The sequence below is a fragment of the Alcanivorax sp. genome (assembly GCF_051117345.1).
In the GTDB taxonomy this organism is placed as follows: Bacteria; Pseudomonadota; Gammaproteobacteria; order Pseudomonadales; family Alcanivoracaceae; genus Alcanivorax.
The window spans coordinates 1-21,423 of record NZ_JBNPEC010000197.1 but is presented as its reverse complement, the minus strand read 5'-3'; the positions used below and the strand labels follow the sequence as shown (position 1 = coordinate 21,423).

The window sequence follows — 21,423 nt, the reverse complement described above, 5'->3', positions numbered from 1 at the left end:
TTGGAAAATTCTGAACCTTATTCGTCATAACAATACAGAGCCGGAATGATGACGCCGGGAGCATGTATTGCCAGAACACAACGGACCCCCCATGCCCAACAAGCACGACATCGCTGACGATCAGGCCGCAGACTGGGCTGTCCTGCTGGCAGACGCCCCGGACGATAGCGAACTGGAAGCCCGCTTCCATGACTGGCTGCAAGCCGACCCGACCCATGCGCAAGCCTGGGCCCGTGCCCAACACACCTGGCAGGCTCTCGGACAACTGGATGCCCAGACCCGCCACGCCTGGCCGGACACTAACGGGGCTCGCCGTGCACCCGACAATGTCTCCCCCCTGATTCAGCAACAACCCACACCCGCCTCGCGCCATTACCCCCTGAAAACCCTGGCCGGCCTGGCGATGGCCGCCTGCCTCATGCTGATGCTTTTACCTGGCCTGTCACTGCATCTCAGCGCCGACTACCTGACCGGCACCGGCGAGCCACGGGCCGTCACTCTGGACGACGGCAGCCAGCTCTATCTGGCCCCGGAAAGCGCCGTGCGGCTTGCCTATAGCGGGCAACAACGGCGGGTGGAGTTGCTGCAAGGTAAAGCCTTTTTTGACGTTACCCCGGATACCAAGCGCCCCTTTCGTGTTATCAGTGGCAGCACCGAGACCACCGTGCTGGGCACGGCGTTCAGTGTGGACCGGGAAGAGAACGGCACTCTGGTCACCGTCGAACACGGTCGCGTGAAAGTACAAGACAGCAGCATAGGCACCCAGCAAACCCTCACCGCCGGGCAACGGCTCGTCCTGTCCTGGGGAGAGTCGGCCACGTTCAGCGAGCTACCCGCCGCCGATGTGGGCGGCTGGCGACGAGGCGAGCTGATCGCCCGGGATCTGACCATCGGCCAGGTGATAGATGCGCTACGGCCTTACCAGAGCGGCACCATCATCGTCACCAAGGCATTCGCCCGGCAACGGGTCACCGGCCTCTACCGGCTGGACAAGCCGACCGACACGCTGAAAAAGCTGGCCAAAGCCCATGGCGGCAAAGTCCATGATCTAGGCCCCTGGTTGCAGGTCGTCACGGACTAGGTATTGGGTTTTGTTTCAGGCAACCCAACATCCCCCTCCCCTTACATTTCTCACATTTCTTTTGGAAAACCCGGTATCCCATTCGTCGTATTGGGCATGGGAGATGATAATGCCTTTCATTATCGTCTTTATCTGTACCGAGCCAAAGGAAATTACCGCATGACTGTCGGTTCATCGATGTCGGCTGCTGCCCGGCGACCGCTTGCCGTTCCTCTTTCCGCCCTGTGCCTTTCTGTCTCTCTGGCAGTGTCCCAACCCACCCAGGCGCAGGAGGTCAATGCGGAACCCGCCACGCAAAACCGCACTGAGGCCCGGCAGTACAACATTACAGCCCAGTCTCTGGGCGAAGCCTTGATCCAGTTCGGCCAGCAATCCGACCTGGAAGTCACCGCCAGCAGCGCGCTGGTATCTGGCAAACAAGGCAACGCCATCAATGGCCGCCTCAGCAGCCGGCAGGCTCTGCGTGAATTACTGGCCGGCACTGGTCTGACTTACCGCCTCGAAAACGGCATGGTGACCCTGCGACAGGAAAAGGCCAACGAACTATCCGCCGTTACCGTCTCAACCAGTTGGCAAACCGCAACCAGTGCCGTGGAAGGCTACACCGCGACACGCAGCGCTACAGGCACCAAGACCGATACGCCGATTATCGAAACAGCCGCCTCCGTACAGGTTGTACCCAGAGACATCATCGACGAACAACAAGCAATCAACCTGAAAGATGTGTACGAAAACATCAGCGGTGTTCAACAGGCCGGCAATACGCTCAATGCTCAATCCGAAGTCCTACCCATTATTCGGGGCTTCGAATCTCCTGTGCTACTACGCAACGGGCTGCGTGCCACCAGCGCAGGTGCCGTAGACCTGGTGAATGTAGAGCGGGTAGAAGTGCTCAAGGGCCCGGCATCCATTCTCTACGGAGCCCTGGAGCCTGGCGGTGTCGTCAGCTATGTGACCAAACGTCCTGAAGCTGAATCCCGCCTCGTACTCGGCCAGCAAATCGGCAGCGATGCCTTCCGGCGCACCACCCTGGACAGCACCGGCGCGCTGGATGAAGACAGCACCGTGATGTACCGGTTGAACCTGGCCCGCACCGACAGCGACTCCTTCCGGGATGATATCGAGCTAGAGCGCACCACTGTTGCCCCCAGCCTGCTCTGGTTCCCCAGTGACAACACGGAAGTACTGTTTGATTTTGCCTATACCAAGGAAGAACAACCCTACGATTCTGGCATTCCTCTCTCTGCAGAGGGCAAAACCCTTGTGCCGGACAGCACTTTTTTCGGGGATGATGACCTTAGTGGTCGCGAAAACAAGGATTACTATGCCAGCTACCAGTTGACTCATCGCCTAAACCCCACTTGGACGCTGCGCAATCAGGTCCAGTTTCATCGTGCCGACAACCGCAACGAATCTCTGCGTCACCGCGCTGTCTTCAACAACGATACCGAGCTTAGCCAACGCTACCAGAACGAGGATCGCGTCGAAGATGAGTTGCAATTCGTGCTAGACGGTATTGCCACTTTCCATACCGACAAAACGGACCACGAAGTCCTGATCGGCGTCGAACACATTAAACAGGAAACCGAGTGGCAACGTTTCCGACAAAATGCACCGGCCGTTCCCATTGTCGCCAACCCGAACGTGAACTTTGATCCGCCGGCCAACCAGACCTTGTCCGACGAACCCTCGGACACCCGCCGCTGGGCGCTCTACCTGCAAGACCAGATATCCCTACTCGAAGACGGTCGCCTGAAGGCACTGCTGGGCGTGCGTTATGACGACGTACTCTCCACCGGCAGCCAGAACGATGTGGAGTCCCCGGATGTGGATGATAGCGCCTTCACCGCCCGTGGCGGCCTGCTCTACATGCTGAATGATCAACACTCGGTGTATGCCAGCGCCAGTCAGTCCTTTCAGCCACAGCAATCCTTCGCAGTGGATCGCAGCGGCACCCCGCTGGACCCGGAAACCGGCGAACAGTTGGAAGTGGGTTTCAAGAGCGGCTTCAGTGACCGGCTTTCCACCACCGTATCCGTGTATCAACTGGAAAAAGACGACGTTGCTGTGTTCGACCAGGAGCTGTTTGCGAATACCGGTGACATCGCTTACTTCCCCGGCGTCAACCAGCGCAGCCGGGGTGCCGAAATCGACATTACCGGTCAGCTCACGGACCGTGTGAAGTTACTGGCTAACTACAGCTATACCGACACTGAGGTGCTGGAAAATGAAGGCGACCCGTCACAGAAAGGCGAACGCCTGGGCGGCGCCTCTCTGCACCTTGCGCGCCTGTGGCTGAGCTATGATTTCACCGGCCCGCTTGCCGGCTTGGGCCTGGGCGGCGGCGCCCGCTATGTGGGGGAAAGCACTGCGCAGTTTGATACCGACCTGCCACTGGACGCCTACACCGTGGCCGATGCCAGCCTCTGGTATCAGTGGAAAAATCTGCGCGCCAACCTCAAGGTCAACAACCTATTTGACGAGGAATATATTCCTCGGGCCAACAACGCGGCCATTGCCCACCCGGGCGCACCGCGTTCGGTATTGGCCGGTGTATCCATTGAGTTCTGATCGGCAGCCATCCAGGGCGCTACCCCGCAGTAGCGCCCTGGCATAGCCCCACTGAAGGCAGCGAATGCGTCAATTCTGGGTATCCGTTCACCGCTATGCCGGCCTGTCGATGACGGTATTTCTTGTCATCGCCGGACTGACGGGCTCAGTGCTGGTATTCCGCGAGGAACTGGACGCCATCCTCAACCCCGAGCTCTATCAGGTCTCCCCGCCCTCGAGGGAGGCCGAACTGCTCGATCCACTAGCAATCCGCCGCCAGCTACTGGACACCTACCCGCAGCTCCATATCAACTGGATAACGCTGCAACCCAGGCCCGATCATGCTCTCAACATCCGGGTGCAGCCCCCGGAGGAAAACACCGATCTGGATTTCGATGAAGTGTTCGTGAACCCCTATACCGGTGAGGTACTGGGCACACGCATGTGGGGCAGGATCAGTGATGGCAAGGAAAACCTCATCCCTTTTCTCTACAAGCTGCATTACCAGCTTGCCCTGGGCCAGTTCGGCACACTCCTGATGGGAGTGATCGCACTGATCTGGACCCTGGACTGTTTTATCGGCGCTTACCTGACCTTGCCCAACCGTGCACGAGCAACGTCACGGGCCCGCTCCTTCAGCGACAAGCTGAAAAATCAGTGGCGACGCTGGAAACCCGCCTGGAAGGTACGCTGGCGCCGCAGTAGCTACAAACTTAATTTTGATCTGCACCGGGCCGGCGGCCTGTGGATCTGGGCCATGCTATTTGTGCTCGCCTGGAGCAGCGTGGCCTTCAACCTGGGCCAGGTGTACCGCCCTGCCATGGGGCTGGCCTTCGAATTTCAGGATGTCCGTCGCGACTTTTCTCCGCCCGAACAGCCCAAGACTTCACCGGCTATCAGCTACGCCGAAGCCCGGGCCGTGGCGTTGAACTATCTCGATGGGAACGAGCAACACCTCACCGACCAACCGGTACGCCAACTGGATTACACCGGCATGAGCTATTTTCCGCAGTTTGGTGTCTACCACTATCGATTCCGCAGTGAACGGGACGTGGACGAGGACTGGGGCAGAACGCGGATGTACATCGACGGCAACAGCGGTGAAGTGATAGCGCTCTATCTACCCACCGGCGCCGCCAGTGGTGACACCCTGACCACTTGGCTGATCACTCTACATATGGCTGGTGTTTGGGGTCTTCCCTTCAAGATCTTCGTCAGTGTCAGCGGCATTCTGCTGGTCATGCTGTCTGTTACGGGCGTTGTTATCTGGCAGCGCAAACGCTCCGCCCGTTTGCGCTCAGGGCGTAGACCAACCGGTGGGGCTAGCAAGACTAAACCCAGCCGTGCCTGATCCGGGAAATCGTCGGGTATCGTTGCACTCAACCCCAAACCCAAAAAGCCACAAAAAATCCGGTTTTTGCTTCACCTTTTGCCACCCTCGTTCGTCTATAGAGTAAATGGGGCAAAAAAGCGGATCATAAGCCCGCACTGGAGCACCCCATTTTGCGGTGCCGGTTCGCCCAGGCGTCGCGACGTAAGCAAGCTCCTTCCAACGCATCGCCCCGCCCCATTGGGTGCCGGGGCGCTTTTTTGTCGCTTGGTCGGGGCTGCTATCCCATGCAACTGACTCCCAACCACACTTTCCCGAGAGGTCATCCGGCAGCAGTATGAAAGAAGGTTTCCGACAAAGTATGGCCTGGCTCCACACCTGGACCGGATTGGTAGTGGGCTGGGTACTGTTATTCATGTTCGTCACCGGCACCGCCGGCTATTTTCACTATGAAATCACCCGCTGGATGGAGCCGGAACGGCCACTGGTGGACGCCCAGCCCGTAGCGGACCGTAGCGAACTGATTTCCCTGGGCCTGACGCGGCTGGAACAGCGCGCGCCCCGGGCCGCTTACTGGGAAATCGTCCTCCCCCATGATTCCCCCGCCACCCGCCTCTGGCAGGATTTCGAAATTCGCTGGGAAGACCTGCCTGAACCCGGCCACGACCACGGTGCCCGCGGTAACGAAATCCTGAACCCACTCACCGGCGCTCCCCTGGAAAAGGACGCCGTACGTGACACCGGCGGCGGCGAACTGCTCTACGAAATGCACTATCGCCTCCATTACCTGGATGCCCTGACGGCCTATTACCTGGTAGGCATCTGCACCCTGCTGATGTTCATGGCCATCATCACCGGGGTGATTACCCACAAGAAGATCTTCAAGGATTTCTTCACCTTCCGGCCCGGCAAGGGGCAACGCAGCTGGCTGGATGCCCACAACGTGATCAGCGTGATGGCGCTGCCGTTCTTCATCATGATCACCTACAGCGGCCTGGTGTTCTTCGACACCACCTACATGCCCGCCGGCATGGCCGCGATCTACGGCCCCGACCGGGAAAGCCGCGACCGCTACTTCGACGATCTTTACGCAGAAAACCACGATCACCAGGCGGCCAGACGCCCGGATGCGCCCCTGGCCCCGATGCTGGCCAGCGCCGATCAGGCCTGGGGCGACCATCAGGTCCAGTCCGTTTTCATCCAGCACGAGACCGGCAAGGCCCCCCGGGTGGAAATCCGGCGCATCGATCTTGACCGGCTGCGCTGGTATGACGGCGAAAAACAGGTCTTCAACGCCAATACCGGCGAGGCCATGGCCAGCGGCCCCTACGGCACGCCCACCTCCCAAACCCGGCAGATCATCACCGCCCTCCATGAAGGCCGCTTCGCCGGCCCCTGGCTGCGCTGGCTGTACTTCGCCGCCGGCCTGCTGGGCTGTGCCATGATCGCCACCGGCCTGGTGCTGTGGACCGTCAAACGTCGCCGCCAGCATGAACTCCCCGGCAATGGCAGCCTCAACCTGCGCCTGATCGAGGCCCTCAACGTGGCCACCATCGCCGGCCTACCCCTCGGCGTGGCCGGGTACTTCCTGGCCAACCGCCTGCTGCCGGTGGACATAGCAGACCGGGCCAACTGGGAAGCCAATGTGCTGTTCCTGTTGTGGGGAGAAGCGTTTCTGTATGCCTGCTTCCGCGATATCCGCAAAGCCTGGGTGGAAATACTGTGGCTGGCCGCTGCCGCTTTCACACTGGTCCCACTTATCAACCTGCTTACCACCGACAAGCATCTTGGCATCACCCTGCCTGCCGGCGACTGGGTGCTGGCCGGCTTTGATCTGACCATGCTCGGCCTGGGCGGCGCTTTTGCCTGGATGGCCATCAAGGTCAAACGTCGCTGGCTGCGTACGGGAGAGTCATCATGATGTCCCCACTGAGCAGCACATTCAGCAAAAACGCGCGTTACCGCTGGGCCGTGGCCTCGCGAGTGTTGGCTGCCTTTGTGGGCGGCTATGTCCTGTCATCGTTACTATTACTGCTGATGGCCCTGGTCTGGCCCCTTCCCCGGGCCGAAGCGATTGCTGCCAGCACCATGATCAGCTTCATCCTCTATGCGCTGATCATCATCTGGGCCTTCAGCGTCAAACGATTGCGCACTGTCTGGCTGGGCATGGTGGCCAGCAGCCTGCTTTGCGGCGCCCTGGTCTGGTGGCTGATGCCAGGAGGTGGCGCATGACACTGCTGCATCTGGCACTGCTCCTCATTACCCTGGCCGGTTTCGTGGCGCTGTGTTTAGCCATGCCCAGACACAGCAAACACCTGTTGCGGCGCACTCTGTCACCGCAAGCCGCACGGCTTACCAAAATGGCAGGCTGGGGCTTACTGGTTGTGGCGCTGGCACTGGCTATCGCCCAGTGGCGCTTCAGCATCGGCTCAGTGATCTGGCTCGGCTGGCTGTCCCTGGCCGGGCTGGCGCTGGTATTTGCCCTGCCACGCTGGCCCTGGCAGCCGGTGAAACCGCAACGCCCAACCAGAAAAAAGGCCCAGGGTACAAATCGTATTCCGCTCGTGTCGGCGCCAACTCCAGCGGGGCCATTGACCATCGCCGGCGCTACCCTGGTCATTGCCCTGCCGCTCACCGTGTTTGCCTGGCAACTGGCCAACACCGGACAGAAACCGCTGATGCGCGAGGACGCCCTGAACGGCACCATCGGCCCGTGGAATTTCGTGATCGCGGAAAAGGAACAGCAGCCACCGGAAATCCTTGCCCTGGATGTACCCCTGAAACAGTTCGTGATCCGCTTTTGCGACCGTTGCCAGAGCGAGATTCGTCAGGCCTGGCTGAAAGTGCGCGAACCCCGTAGCAACACCGCCGCCGGCAATGCCTTCTTCGGGCGTGGCGAAGAGAAAACCACACAGATTCCCATCCCCGCAGCCGCCACTCTGGAGGACCGGTTGTGGCTTACCGTGGAAGGTAACGATGGCCGCTTCCACCATCAGCCACTTTCCATCAAACGCCTCTCTCCTTCCCTGGCCACCTTTATCAAGGAGCGCCCATGAGAGTCACCACCCTGATCGCCAGTCTCCTGATCAGCAGCCAGGCCCTGGCCCATACCCCGGTATGCCGCTGTGAGCTCACCGGCAATGACATCACCTGCACCGGCCAGTTCCACGACGGCAGCGAGGCCAGCGGCGTCGCCATGACCGTATTCGACTACCACAACGCCACCCTGGCCTCCGGCCAGCTGAACAAGCAATCGCGCTTTCAATTCACGCAACCGCAGCAGCCGTTCTACATCATTATGGACGCCGGTCCCGGAGAAATGTTCGAAGTGGACTGGAAGGACGTGAAAGGTCTGGCGCCCTCGACCTACCCGTAGGCCATACGCACCAGTGCGACACTCTATAAGCCGCAAAAATATTGTCGCCAGAAATGGTTCGTCGGTCTGCGCTAGCGTTGGCTCTGTGTGCCGACGGCGGCACGGCCAACGCCACTCCCAAAGAGGAAGACGACACCCTAGACAGCCTCTGAAAACCCCTTGCCTACTCGCGAAAGATAATTACTCAGCGTGGCCTGAAGCATGCAAGGGGTTTTCCAGCAGCCAACACACAGAGACACGACCGCTCTATCTCGGTGGGTGTCCCCGCTCATCCTTCAACTCCAAAAAAATCCCGGCAGGGCAAACCATGCCGGGATTTTGTTTGAAGGAAAGGGAGTGGCCCCGATTATGGACCGCGTTACCAACTATACTCCACTGCTGCACGGATAGACCGTTCCTGCCCCAGGAAACAGGTGCTATCAGTGCTACACGAGGCGATGTAGTACTCGTCCAGCAAATTATTCACGTTGATATTTGCATTCCAGCCATCCAGAGCCAAGGGGCCTTTCCCCAGATCGTAACGCAAAGCCAAATCAACCAGCGTGTAACTGGGAACGCTAAAGGTATTGGTGTTGTCGCCTTCTGTTTCACCGGTATAGCGAACACCTCCTCCCAGTTCAACGCCCGATAGCGGACCAGAAAGCATCGAGTAATTTACCCACAGTGATGCCGTACTTTCTGGTACCTGAGGCCGTCGCTTGCCCTCATCTCCATTGTTGCTGTCGGTTACCTCATCATTCAGATAAGTGTATGCCGCAGTGAGGTTAACATTCCTGTTCAAACGAGCCTTTCCTTCCAACTCAAGACCACGGGTATTGACTTCACCGGTCTGAATATTGAACCCAGGGTTAACCGGGTCTGCGGTGGTCATGTTTTGTTGGGTCAAGTCAAAAGCCGAAATCGTGATCAGGTGCTGTGTACCCACCGGTTGGTATTTTACACCAACCTCATACTGCTCACCTTCCATCGGCTCAAATTGGGAACCATTGAAATCTGTACCACCAACTGGCTCAAATGACTGAGAATAGCTGGCATAAGGGGCCACGCCATTGGCGAAGTTATAGATGACACCCGCTCGCCCGGTAAATGCATTATCTGAAGAATCCGTTTTACTGGAAGAAAGGTTATTTTCAGCAGACGTTTTCGCATCGTCATATCGCCCGCCAACAAGAAAAGACAGGGCACCTATATGAATCTGATCCTGCAAATAAAAACCGAGTTGCTCTACCTGGTTATCAATGCTCTGATAAATCGGCGGAGCCGGTATCGCAACATTATAAACTGGTTCAAATAGGTCAATGCTGGGCGCGGCGCTGAATCCCCGCAGGGTATCATTCTCGAAATGGTAATAATCAGCGCCCATCAGCACCGTATGGTCAAGGCTACCTGTCGTCGTCTTCCATTCAAGCTGGTTGTCAATCGTCCAGTCACTGGAGTTTTCTACCGCACTGAACGCGCTACGCTGAAGAGTCCTTTGATCCGCTTCCAGAGAGCGGCGGTATAGCCAGTTGGAATCCAGAGCGTTATCTGTAAAACGCACATTCTGTCGGAAAGTTACATCGCCGCTTACGTGATGGCTAAGCAGGTATCCCACAGACCAAACTTCTCTGTCCCAAAACTCGAACCCGGGATCCCCCACCCTGAAGCTGGCAGGAACGCGACCGTTCGGGTTTGAAAAAACACCATCACGCGGAATGGCCCCAAGAACCGTGGCGTTAATGTCATCGCGCTGGTATTGGGCCAATAGGGTGAAATCCGTTGTATCGTTTTTCCAGCGCATAGACGGCGCCAGCATCTGCCGCTCTCGGTCACTGTGGTCCTGCTGCGTCTCTCCGTTCAGACCAAGACCCGTCACCCGAAACGCCAACTGCTCATTCACGCCTGAACCCACATCAAACGCCGCACTGGCACGGTCAAAATTCCCGGTACCAAGACGGACCTTATTGGTCATGTCTTCGTGCGGTCGCTTGCTGACCATATTGACGACTCCACCCGGTTGGGTCTGGCCGAACAATACGGAAGCCGGCCCCTTGACGACCTCGACCCGCTCAAACATCCAAGGGTCAAGATTAGCACTAACAAAATTGGAGCCTTTCAGCTTCAACCCATCCAGATACTCATTAAAAGACGAACCTGCCGTGCCGTTACCTCCATACCCGCGTATCCTGACATTGTTCCCCCCGAACAAGGTCGTCTCACCAGTAGCCCCGGTAGAAACACCGGAGGTATAGGAAACCGCTTCGCCAATATCTCTCACATCACGGTCATCCATTTCTTGACGCGATACAACGCTGACCGACTGCGGAGTTTCCATCAGCGCAGTATCCGTTTTCGTCGCTGTCGCGCTACGTGTTGCCACATATCCCTCAACAGGCCCGTACGCTGTCTCCAGATAGCCGGCAGCACTTACCTTAACCGGATCAAGCATATTCGCCTGCTGCGCCTCAATCACATACCCCTGCGGTGTTTTGCGGGCCACATAGCCGCTGCTGCTCAGCAGGCGGTTGAGCCCCTGCTCCGGCTCAAATTCCCCGACCAGCCCTTCGCTGGTCAGCCCGGACAACAGGCTGTCGTCCATCACCACGGCAATGCCCGCCTGTTGGGCGAACTGATTGATGGCACGACTTAATGAACCCGCTTCCACACGGACAGAGGTCGGCTCGGCCATGGCCAGTTGGCTGCAAAGCAGCACCACTGCGACCAGGCCCGCTCGAATGGACAAGCCTGAATAATGTTTCGATTTCACGTGGATCAGCTCCTCAACGCTTCGGTATTTACCCCTTTGACGCGCCAGGAAGGAAAAGCGGAAAAGAAAATCATTCTTGTTTATGGAAGAGAGTGAGGAGGGGGGCATTGTGGGTTTTGTCGGGGTTTGGAGGCCATGTTAGGTATCGTTGTACTCCCTCACTCCCCCCGAAGACGCATCACACCCAACCCCCATCACTTGGCCGCACTCACCATGGCCAGCCACGGCGTGATCTGACGTACCCGAATCGCCGGGAAGCTGCTGGCCAGCAGTTGCAGCGCCTCGTCGGGCTTGTCCAGCGGCAGCACGGCGGAAATGCGGATAACCGGCAGGCTTTCGACATCGTAGTGCAGATAACCCTGATGGTAGCGCGCCAGCTCCGCCAGCACCTGGGCCAACGGCCAGCCATGCACCACCAGTTGCCGTTGCTGCCAGCTCTTTTCCTGCTGGCTGGCGTTGAATCGGGTCACCGGGCCAATGCCATTGCCATCCAGGCGCACCTGTTCCCCGGCCCCCAACTCAACAGGCTTCGAGGTAGTGTCCGCGCTGACCCGGACCCGGGATTCCAGCATGCTCAGGCGGGTCACCCGCTCATGCTCGTGGTTGACGATAAAGCGGGTGCCCAGTGCCCGGATCTGCCCGTATTCGGTACTGACCACAAAGGGGCGCCCGGCCTCTTTCGCCACATCCACGTGGATTTCACCCGCCAGCAGATGCACTTCGCGGAGCTGTGGAGTAAAGCGGATATCCACCGCGCTCTTGCCCCCCAGCGTGACTTTACTGCCATCCGCCAGGGTCTCGCTGTGCCATTCGCCCGCATTGGCCTGCAGATCGGCCCCCAGATGATCCAGCGGGTATTGATGCAATAGCAGCAACGCCGGCAAGGTGAAAAACAACAGGATCGCCAGGGAGCCGCCTGCCAGGCGTTTCCGGGTACGGGAGCGCTGGTGGAAACGGGCTTCCAGGGCCTTGCGAGCGGGGCCAGGCGCCGTGAGCTGGTCCAGGCTTTCCAGAAACGAGCGGGCCTTGTTGGCCGCCGTCGCATGGCGCGGGTCGGCCCGTTGCCAGGCGTCGAAATCCCGGCGGGTGCGGGCCTGCGCCTGCGCATCACCGTCTTCCAAAGCCAGCAACCATTCCGCTGCCTGCTCGGCAATATCGTTGCCGGCGTCGCTGATCGCTTTCCGGTTATTCGACACAGAGCCACTCACCGGACTACTCCCCGCCCGACATCTGCTGGCACTGCACCAGCACTTTGACCAGATCACTGCGAATGGTCCGGGAGGTCACCCCCAGCCGTTCCGCCACGGCGACTTGAGTCATCCCTTCCAGATAATGCAGCAGGAAAGCCTGCCTGGCGCGGGCAGGGACACTCTCAAGCACCCGGCTTATCGCTTCCAGCACTTCGATAGCTTGCCAAACCTGTTCCGGGGAGGCATGCCCGCCCTGCTCCTCGGCAACAGCCATCAGCTCGGTCAGATAGGTCTGCTCGATAACCTCCCGGCGGCGGCGATCAATGATCAGCCGGCGGGCCGTGGTGGCCAAAAACCCCCGGGGATTACGGATACCAAACAGCGCGTCACGGGAATTGAGCAGGCGCACGAAGGTGTCCTGGGTGATGTCCGCCGCATTATGGCCGCACCCCAGTTTTCGGTGCAGCCAAGCGTACAGCCAATCATGGTGATCGCTGTAGAGGCTGCGAACGGTATCGTGATGTGCCGAATTCGTGTCAGGCAAGGACCAACCCCGATCATCGGCCACCGACGTTCCCCCATCGGCAGGCCAGAAATGAGAATAGATCTCATTCTAGGTTTCATCATGCCACTATGCAAGGCGAGGGCAGAGCGCCATGGCCATGTTGGGTATCGCCGAGCTCAACCCAACCTACACGTCTTCGCGAGATCGTAGGTTGGGTGGAGTACAACGGTACCCAACAAAAACGCCCACAAACCATCCCCCCAACCCAACATCCAACACGGGCCACACTTCCCACCGCGAAAATCGCCCACAAAAAAATCCCGGCAGGGCGAACCGTACCGGGAAGATTTTTTCTGGGTGGTTATTGTCCCTGCCAAGTTGAGCCAATGATCAGAAATCGAACTCCACAGAAGCCTTAACCGTCAGCGGATCACCAAAGTTCAGATAACCAAATGATGTGTTGGCCAGGTATTCCTTGTCGGTCAGGTTTTCAACATTCAACCGATAAGTGGCCGCTTTCTCGCCGGACAGTTTTTGCTTGTAGCGAACACCGGCATCTAGGCGCACATAGCTGGCAGCATTCCAGGTGTTGAGGCTATCTATGGGCTTGCTGCCAACATAGTAGGCACCACCATTGACGGACAACCCTTGCAGGATTGGCGATAGGTCATAGTCCGCATAAAGGTTGGCTTGCCACTCGGGCACGCCCTGAGGCGTCTTGCCAATGAGGGCGGTATTTGCGGTTTTCTCCACCTCCGCATCCAGATAGGCCGCGCCGGCAATCATCTTCAGGCGATCCGTCACATTCCCGCTCAGCGACAGCTCCACACCGGTATGAACCTGACGGCCGTCCTGAACGTAACGGTTGGCGCCATTGATATACTCGAGCCCCTTATCGATTTCGAACACGGCGGCAGTGAACAACGTGCGGCTGTTGGGCTCGTATTTGAAACCTAACTCGACCTGATCACTGGACAGGGGATCGAGCATCTCCTCTTCATTGACAGTCCCCACCGGGGCAATGCCACCCAGTTCAATCCCTTCGCTGTAGCTGGTGTAGAGCGTCATGTCATAGCGGGGTTTATAGATCAGGCCCAGGGTAGGATTGGTGGCCGACTTGTCATAGGTTTCCTTAAGCGCCGCACCGACACTTGCTCTCCGGTAGGTCTTGATCTGGGTATGACGCACCCCACCAAAGGCCTCGAAGCGATCATTGAAGGCGATGGTATCGGTGAGAAAAAACGATTTCTGGTCCGTCCTGTTACGCAGCACACTGGGACCATCCGTCAGGGTGGTCAAATCCGGCGCGGGCACATCGCCGTTGATATTGAAGTTGCCCAGGCCCGCGGTTGTGCCATCAGACCAGATCATGTCGCGCCGGACTTCGTCGTAGCCAAAGGCAAGAGAATGCCCGAGACCGAAGGTGTCCATATCCCCTTCAAAGACCACCTGCAGGGCATCGTTGTTTCTTTCCTCGTAGGCACTATTGAAATAGACAAGGGCGTCATAATTGCCATTGGCATCCATGGATGATCCGCCCAGGGTCAAGGCGTTGCGTTTCAGTTCCGCCTTCTGTGCCGCCAGGCGCACTTTCCAGTTATCCGCGAACTGGTAAATCACCCGTCCAACATAGTAGTCCTGGATATTATTACCCTCCGCCCAGTCAGCGATGAAATAGCTGTTGTCGGGGCCCAATTGAGGGAAAAAGGCGCGGGCGTCTGCGAGGCTCTGGAAGCTGAATGTCCCAAGCGTGTAGGGTTCCGAGTTCTTTCTGTCCTGGTGCTCGTACTCCAACTCCACAAGCAGATTGTCCGAGACGCGCCAGTCAAAAAAGGTGCTGAAAAACTTGGTATCGGACTCGTAATCATCCAGGTGATTCTGGATGTCCTTCTTGGCGATATTGATTCGTGCGCCATATTGTTCCTGCTCACCAAAGCGGCCGCCAAAATCACCGTGCGCCCCCAGGCTACCGTGATCATCCGTGAAGATGGTCACTCTGGACAACGGCTCATCCGTCGGACGTTTTACTGCATAGTTGAGTACACCACCGGGCGAAGTGACCCCATAGCGCAATGCGGACAAGCCCTTGTTCACTTCAACGGAAGCCTTGTTCTCCAGGGCGATGGGGCCCTGATCGTTGATGGACAGACCATCGCGGTTGATCGCATCGGTAGAAAGGTAAAACCCGCGGACCATCACCCTGTCATACCAGAGCGGGGATTCTGCCTGGATCACGGATGGGTCATTCTTGATCACATCAGTCACCGAGCGGGCCTGCTGGTCACGAATCACTTCTTCGGGAAAGCTGGTCACCGAAGAAGGGGTATCCAGGACAGCCGTGGCCCGAAAACCGGATGCCGAGGAAATGGATGACCAGTAGCCTTCCTCCTGAACGGATGTTGACAGTTGATTCCCTTGCTGCTCACTGACCGTAACAGGGTCCAGCATATTGCTGGACGCCTTCTGTAGGGAATAACTGCCGTTTGGCAGCCGCTGGGCCTGCAGCCCACTGCCGGTCAGTAGTCGGCCCAGTACCGTGCCGGGAGTCATGGTGCCGTTGACGGCTTCTACTTCCAAACCCTGCACCATACCTGGTGTAAACGACACGGTGATCCCGCTATCAGCCGAAAACTTCACCAGCGCCTGCTCCAGAGAACCTGCAGGAATGTTGAAAGACTGTGCGGACTGTTGTGCCGCAGTGCTATCGGCAGCCATGGCCGCTTGCATGGGTAGCCCGCCCAGGGCTACGCAAATGGCGGTAGCCATGGCAGTGGTGCGGAATGGGTGACGCGTTGCTGACATGAATTCCTTCCCCTGTTTCAGGTAATAAATGTGGCTTCTACCTGACAAGTCGAATGAGAATGGAAATCAACAACCCCTTGAGTGGTTTTTTTGGGTTGAGCTGGGGTTTATGGTTGCGTATTGCTTGTACATTGCTGGCTTTGATAAACCCCTGCGGGCGTCCAGCCTAAAGGCATGTCGGGAAGCTCAACCCAACACCGCCCTACCCTCTCTCTACCCGCACCCAATAACGGGTCAAATAGCGCAGCTTCACCGGCAGGGTGTTGGCCAGGTTTTCCAGCACCACGTCGGTGTCGTTCAGGTGGAAGGCGCCGGACAGGCGCAGGTCTGCCACCTGTTCGCCGCACACCAACCGGCCAGGCCGGTAGCGGGACAGTTCGGCAAGGAAGTCCTCCAGTCGCCAGTCGCTGGCGATCAGCAAGCCGCGCTGCCATGCCTGCGCATTGGGGCTAAGGGTGTGCACCTTGCCAGCGTGGTTATGGGTAAAATCCGCCTGTTGCCCGGCATCCAGACGCAGCGGCGTTTGCCCGCCATCCGTGGGGCGAATCTCCACCGCGTGCTCCATCACGCCTACCCGGGCGTGGCTATCATCGCTGTAAACACTGAAGCGCGTGCCCAGCGCACGAACGCTGCCGTGGCGGGTGTGGACGATAAAGGGTCGCCCTTGCGGGTCCGGCGCGGTGGTAACCAGAATCTCACCCTGATGAAGAATGACCTGACGGGCGCTGGCACCATAATGCACATCCACGCTGGAGCCGGTGTTGAGCACCAGCTCCCCGCCATCCGCCAACGACAACGATCGCTGCTCACCGGTGTCGGTGCGATATTCTGCGGCTAGAGCGTGATACTGCTCGCTCTGCCGCCAACTCAGCCCGGCGCCCCCCGCTACCAACAACACCGCCAACCCCTTGATGACTTGCCGACGCGACGTGCGAGCCTTGTTCAAGGTGGTGCGGGCTAATCCTGCCGGCGCCTGCTCCAGACGACCTTGCAGCCTTTCCATGCGCGCCCAAGCACGGCGATGCTCGGCGCTTTGTGCCAGCCAATGCTGGTGGGCTTCCTGCCGGGAGCTATCGGCGGGGGCATCCAGCAGGTCCACGTACCAGGTGGCGGCCTGCTCGGCGACGGCGCGACTGAGCGGTTGGTCCATCAGTCTTCCACCAGCATCAGGCACTTACTGAGCGCACGAATATAATGCTTGCGCACGGTATTGGTGGAGACTTCCAAGCGCTTGCTGATGGCCACGTAAGTGAGGCCTTCCAGTTGCGCCAACAAAAAGATCTCGCGGGTACGCCCGCCCAGGGAATCGAGCATGGCATCGATTTCCAGAAGGGTTTCCACAATCTGGTGGTGCTGCTCCGGCGAAATGTGGGTGGATTCTTCCTGGTAGGCCAGGGTGTCCAGATACGCTTGCTCAATGCTGCGGCGGCGGAACATGTCCACCAGGATATTGCGGGCAATGCTGCTCAGGTAGGCGCGGGGCTGGCGAAGGGTGTCATGGCGCCGCTGGCCCAGCACGCGAATAAACGTATCCTGGGCGAGATCGCTGGCCTGCTCATCACAATCCAGACGCCGCCGAATCCAGCCTTTCAGCCAGGAATAATGCTCCCGGTACAGCGTATCCAGATGATGCGGCGCTGAATTTACAGACGACATGACGACCCCACAGGAAGCAGAAATCCGCCACCACAGTTAAGAATGGTTCTCATTCTATTCAATATCCGGGTTTTATAGCAACCCTGGTGCAACTGGCTGGAACGTCCGCAGGCCCTCTGATGCACGGCCACTTGGCGAACAGGCCCTGTTAACACACCCACACCAAGACAAGCCCTTGCCCACTTGCACCCACTCAGCCATTAACTGATAATCACTCGCACTTAATCCGAAGGGGATACCGTACGGCGCATGTCAGAGACGGCGATCAATCAGGAGAGTTTGCTCTCTCAAAACCATGACGAGGTCAGCGCCCTCTATAAGGCACACCATGGCTGGCTGACTCACTGGTTACACCGCCGCCTGCGCTGCCCCCAGGACGCCGCCGACCTGAGCCACGACACCTTCCTGCGCCTGATTCTCGGTGACCAACCCCTGGATGCCCTGCGTGAGCCCCGCGCTTACCTGCTGGTGATTGCCAGCCGGCTGCTGATCAACCGCCACCACCGCAAGCAGGTGGAAGAAGAGGCCCTTCGCCAGGTGGCCATCCTGCTGGAAACCCAGGACCAGCGTGGCCCGGCCGAAACCACCGCCGCCAGAAATCTGCTGCTCAGCGTACTCAAACTGCTGGTGGACGAACTCCCGGAAAAACCCCGCCGTGCGTTTCTGCTGGCCCGCCTGGAAGGCCTCAGCTATCGCCAGATCGCCCGGCAGCTGGACGTGTCTGAAAGTAGCGTCAAGCAATACCTGGCCCGCGCCCTGGCTCACTGCCATGCCCGCCTCTACGACAGCCTGGCGGACTAACAGTGGCCCGGCCCGATCTGAACACTATCCGGCAACAGGCCGCAGAGTGGGTTGTTGCCCTGCAGGAATGCGGGGGAGACGAGCGTGCACAGCTGCAAGCCGAGTGTGAGGCCTGGCAGGCGGCAGACCCACGGCACCGGCAGGTGCTGGAACAGATGCAACAGATGTGGCACGCCCCGGAGCCGGCCCAGGCAAGGCGCCGCAAACGCCGCTACCTGACCACCGGCCTGGGCTCGCTGCTATTGATAGCCTGGCTGGGCAGCCAACTCCCCTGGGCTTACTGGGGCGCCGACTACCGCACCGCCAGCGGCGAGATCCGCAGCGTGACCCTGCCTGATGGCAGCCGGATCGTCCTCAACAGTGACAGCGCCATCGACCTGGACTACAGCGACACGGCCCGCACCCTGACACTCGTGCGCGGCGAACTGCTTGCCACTGTGGCCAGCGACCGGGAGCGCCCCTTCCAGATACAGACCCGCCACCTCACCGCCACCGCTCTGGGCACGCAATACACGGTGAAACAAGCAGACACCTTCAGCCGGGTAGCGGTACAGGAATCCTCTGTGGCCGTGACGTCTAACGATAACGGCAACCCCCTTACCCTCACCGCCGGGCAACAGGCCGATCTGAACAGCAACGGGCTTATTGCACGGGAAACGACACCGACCTACCGACCGGACTGGGCCGATGGGCGGCTGGTGTTCAGCAATACCCCCCTGCAGCAAGTGATCGAACGCCTCGGCCGCCACCGCACCGGCGTAATGCGACTCAGCGAAGAACTGAGTCACCGCCAGCTCCATTTCACCGGCGTACTCCCTGCCAACGACAGCGACACCGCCCTGGCCCTGTTGGCGGATTCTCTGGACCTGCAGGTCCAGCCTTTCACTGCCTGGTACGTGACACTGAGCTCCGGGCAATAAAAAATACGCTTTTTTCTGCCCGATTGGCTTCCTGCCCTGTCATCAAGAGTAAAGACACCGCGAAATAACGCTGGAGCACCTTGATGAATCGGAAACATGGAACGACTTCACCGGCAGCATTGCTGCTGGTTGGCTTGATGCTCACTCTGGGACAACCGGTAACCGCCCATGCCGACGACCCGGCATCCTATACCGTTACCCTGCCTGCCCAACCTCTGGACCAGGCCGTTATCGAACTGGCCCGCCAGACCGGGCTGGCCATCGGCGGCGATGCTTCACTGCTGCAGGGCAAACAGGCCCCCGCCCTCAACGGGGAATACACCCCGGAAGCCGCCCTTCAGGCCCTGCTTGCCGGCAGCGGTGTGACCGCCAGCCGCAATGCCAACGGTTTCAAACTGGAAAAGACGCCAGCTCAGGAAAATGAGCTAAAGGCCATCTCCGTCTACGGTCGCCAGAAAAGCGACACCCTTGCGGCCATCCCCCAGAGCGTCAATGTCTACGACCGGGAAAACTTCGAGCTGGCATCGGCGGAAACCGTGGGGGACGTGTTGCGCCTTACTCCCAGCGCTAACCGGGCCGGTTCCGGCCGCGACATGTTTGCCGACGATTTTCTGATTCGCGGTTTCAACGCCGAGCAATCCGTGAATGGCCTGGGCTTCCGCCAGACCGACCACCCCACGGATCTGGCCAATGTGGAACGCCTGGAAGTATTGAAGGGCCCGGCCTCGGTCCTCTACGGGCAGATGGAACCGGGTGGCACCATCAATGTGGTGACCAAACAACCGCTGGCCTACCATCAGGCCGAATTCGGTGTGGAGTACGGCCGCTATGACCACGCCCGCTCTACCCTGGACGTGACCGGCCCCCTGAACGACCGGGTACGGGCGCGCCTTAACCTGGCCTACCAGAACAGCGAGTCTTCACTGGATTTCTGGGAATACCGCCGGGTTTTCGTGGCCCCCAATGTGACCATGGACCTGACCGACAGCACCAACCTGACCATCGAAGGCAGCTACTCCGGCAATGAGTGGACCGCTCTTCCCGGCGGCGCGCCCATCGAAGGCGCCATCACGGATAACCCCAATGGCGATTACAGCGAGTCCTTCAACACCGCCTGGAAAGACAGCTTTACCGAGCGCAACTCCAGCTACATCAACACCCGCCTGACCCAGGCCATAACCGACACCATCGATGCCCGGCTCAGCTACGCCTACACCCGCAACGATGCGGACTGGGAAGAGTACGCACCCTTTGGCCTGGACAATGATCAGCGCACCCTGAACCGCATTATTTTTGCCGGCAGCGACACCGACAAAAAAGATCACGAGGTGATTCTCGACCTCAGTGGCGAGTTCACCAGCGGCCCACTCACCCATACCTTTATCGCCGGTATCAACTACCGGGAGTCCGACTCCACCCGCCCAACCCGCATTTACTTCACCGATCCCATTGACCTGTTCAACCCGCAGTACAGCCCGGCGGACCTGAGCCCGGGCAATCTGGGAAGGGACCGGGGCTTTACCCAGAGCGACAAGATTCTGGCCGGCTTCTTCCAGGACCGCATTACCTTCGCGGAACAGTGGCACGTACTGGCCGGGCTACGCTATACCGACTCAGAGCAGTCACAGGAAACCACCGACTTTTTGAACAACAATAGCGTTGACCGTGCTGAGCTCAGCGAATCCGCCTGGACCACCCAGTTCGGGCTCGTTTACGACGTGACCGATAGCACCTCACTGTATGCCAGCAGCAGTGAAGCCTTTGTGCCTCAGCAAGGCACCACCTCCGGCAGTAAGCCACTGGCAGCCGAGGAAAGCACTCAGTACGAAGGAGGCATTCGCATTAGCCTGGGCGGTATGGATATCAACGCTTCCGGCTTTGTGATCGAGAAAGACAACATTGCCATTACCGATCCTCTCAACAACAACTTTGAGGTGGCCGAGGGCAAGGCCCGCTCCAAAGGCGGCGAGCTCACCATCAGTGGCTATGCCAGCGACAAGCTGTTCCTCAGCGCCGGCTACGGTTACACCGATACCGAGGTACTGCACAGCGACGATGAAACCCTGGAGGGCAATCGCTTTGTGAATGTGCCGTTGCAGACCGCCTCCCTGCAGAGCCGCTATCACCTTGGCGCCATCACCGGGCTGAGTGTGGGCGGCACCGTCAGCTATGTGGACCAGCGCCCCGGCGACGCCGACAACAGCTTTACCCTTCCCAGCCACACCCGCGTGGATCTGGGCACCTACTACGCCATCAGTGATGCCGTGCAGCTGGATTTTCTCGTCGACAATATCTTCGACGAAGAGATCTTTTCGCCCGGCTCCTTTGATGGTGTGATTCGCGAAGAAGGGCGCACCTACCTGGCAAGAATGAAGTACAACTTCTAAATGACGCTGCGCAAACAGCTGGTCATCCTGCACCGCTACGTGGGCCTGGTGATGGCCGGTTTTCTGGTTATCGCCGGCC

16 protein-coding genes are annotated in these 21,423 nt (G+C 58.9%); 10 read left to right on the top strand and 6 right to left on the bottom strand.

Annotated elements, in window-relative coordinates; all coding sequences use genetic code 11:
- Positions 1 to 91 precede the first annotated feature (91 nt).
- From ACFE0K_RS12590 to ACFE0K_RS12560, 7 genes are all read left to right on the top strand, one after another.
- Positions 92 to 1,081 (top strand): FecR family protein, encoded by a 990-nt coding sequence (locus ACFE0K_RS12590; protein WP_434536393.1) that lies wholly within the window; start codon positions 92 to 94, stop codon positions 1,079 to 1,081.
- Between the two features lie 159 nt (positions 1,082 to 1,240).
- Positions 1,241 to 3,652 carry a TonB-dependent siderophore receptor gene (locus ACFE0K_RS12585; RefSeq protein ID WP_434536392.1) on the top strand — a complete coding sequence of 804 codons (2,412 nt, stop codon included), beginning with the start codon at positions 1,241 to 1,243 and terminating at the stop codon, positions 3,650 to 3,652.
- Between the two features lie 64 nt (positions 3,653 to 3,716).
- Entirely contained in the window at positions 3,717 to 4,982 is a 1,266-nt protein-coding gene (locus ACFE0K_RS12580; protein ID WP_434536391.1) for a PepSY-associated TM helix domain-containing protein, read from the top strand.
- A 340-nt stretch (positions 4,983 to 5,322) separates the two neighbouring features.
- On the top strand, positions 5,323 to 6,882 hold the full coding sequence (locus ACFE0K_RS12575; protein ID WP_434536390.1) for a PepSY-associated TM helix domain-containing protein: 1,560 nt from the start codon (positions 5,323 to 5,325) through the stop codon (positions 6,880 to 6,882).
- Complete coding sequence (locus ACFE0K_RS12570; RefSeq protein WP_434536389.1) at positions 6,879 to 7,193, top strand: hypothetical protein; 315 nt, start codon at positions 6,879 to 6,881, stop codon at positions 7,191 to 7,193. The genes ACFE0K_RS12575 and ACFE0K_RS12570 overlap by 4 nt, the downstream gene beginning before the upstream one ends.
- Positions 7,190 to 8,017 (top strand): DUF3325 domain-containing protein, encoded by an 828-nt coding sequence (locus ACFE0K_RS12565; RefSeq protein WP_434536388.1) that lies wholly within the window; start codon positions 7,190 to 7,192, stop codon positions 8,015 to 8,017. The genes ACFE0K_RS12570 and ACFE0K_RS12565 overlap by 4 nt, the downstream gene beginning before the upstream one ends.
- Positions 8,014 to 8,337 carry a hypothetical protein gene (locus tag ACFE0K_RS12560; RefSeq protein ID WP_434536387.1) on the top strand — a complete coding sequence of 108 codons (324 nt, stop codon included), beginning with the start codon at positions 8,014 to 8,016 and terminating at the stop codon, positions 8,335 to 8,337. The genes ACFE0K_RS12565 and ACFE0K_RS12560 overlap by 4 nt, the downstream gene beginning before the upstream one ends.
- 358 nt (positions 8,338 to 8,695) lie before the next feature.
- Here ACFE0K_RS12560 and ACFE0K_RS12555 read toward each other — a convergent pair whose 3' ends face one another.
- From ACFE0K_RS12555 to ACFE0K_RS12530, 6 genes are all read right to left on the bottom strand, one after another.
- Positions 8,696 to 11,083, bottom strand: a complete 2,388-nt coding sequence (locus ACFE0K_RS12555; protein ID WP_434536386.1) for a TonB-dependent siderophore receptor — start codon at positions 11,081 to 11,083, stop codon at positions 8,696 to 8,698.
- Between the two features lie 194 nt (positions 11,084 to 11,277).
- Positions 11,278 to 12,291 (bottom strand): FecR family protein, encoded by a 1,014-nt coding sequence (locus ACFE0K_RS12550; protein WP_434536385.1) that lies wholly within the window; start codon positions 12,289 to 12,291, stop codon positions 11,278 to 11,280.
- Positions 12,292 to 12,295: 4 nt separating this feature from the next.
- Positions 12,296 to 12,817 (bottom strand): sigma-70 family RNA polymerase sigma factor, encoded by a 522-nt coding sequence (locus ACFE0K_RS12545; protein ID WP_434536384.1) that lies wholly within the window; start codon positions 12,815 to 12,817, stop codon positions 12,296 to 12,298.
- Between the two features lie 351 nt (positions 12,818 to 13,168).
- Positions 13,169 to 15,580: a TonB-dependent siderophore receptor gene (locus tag ACFE0K_RS12540; RefSeq protein ID WP_434536383.1), complete on the bottom strand. Its 2,412-nt coding sequence runs from the start codon at positions 15,578 to 15,580 to the stop codon at positions 13,169 to 13,171.
- A gap of 202 nt (positions 15,581 to 15,782) precedes the next feature.
- A complete protein-coding gene (locus tag ACFE0K_RS12535; protein WP_434536382.1) occupies positions 15,783 to 16,730 on the bottom strand; it encodes a FecR domain-containing protein in 948 nt (315 codons plus the stop codon).
- Positions 16,730 to 17,236 carry a sigma-70 family RNA polymerase sigma factor gene (locus ACFE0K_RS12530; protein ID WP_434536381.1) on the bottom strand — a complete coding sequence of 169 codons (507 nt, stop codon included), beginning with the start codon at positions 17,234 to 17,236 and terminating at the stop codon, positions 16,730 to 16,732. Before ACFE0K_RS12530 ends, ACFE0K_RS12535 begins: the two co-directional genes overlap by 1 nt.
- Positions 17,237 to 17,485: 249 nt before the next feature.
- Here ACFE0K_RS12530 and ACFE0K_RS12525 point away from each other — a divergent pair, with 249 nt between their 5' ends.
- The 3 genes from ACFE0K_RS12525 to ACFE0K_RS12515 all read left to right on the top strand — a co-directional run bounded on the left by ACFE0K_RS12525 (position 17,486) and on the right by ACFE0K_RS12515 (position 21,344).
- On the top strand, positions 17,486 to 18,037 hold the full coding sequence (locus tag ACFE0K_RS12525) for a sigma-70 family RNA polymerase sigma factor (protein ID WP_434536380.1): 552 nt from the start codon (positions 17,486 to 17,488) through the stop codon (positions 18,035 to 18,037).
- A gap of 2 nt (positions 18,038 to 18,039) precedes the next feature.
- Positions 18,040 to 18,957, top strand: a complete 918-nt coding sequence (locus ACFE0K_RS12520) for a FecR family protein (RefSeq protein WP_434536379.1) — start codon at positions 18,040 to 18,042, stop codon at positions 18,955 to 18,957.
- A gap of 83 nt (positions 18,958 to 19,040) precedes the next feature.
- Entirely contained in the window at positions 19,041 to 21,344 is a 2,304-nt protein-coding gene (locus ACFE0K_RS12515) for a TonB-dependent siderophore receptor (RefSeq protein ID WP_434536378.1), read from the top strand.
- Positions 21,345 to 21,423: the final 79 nt, after the last annotated feature.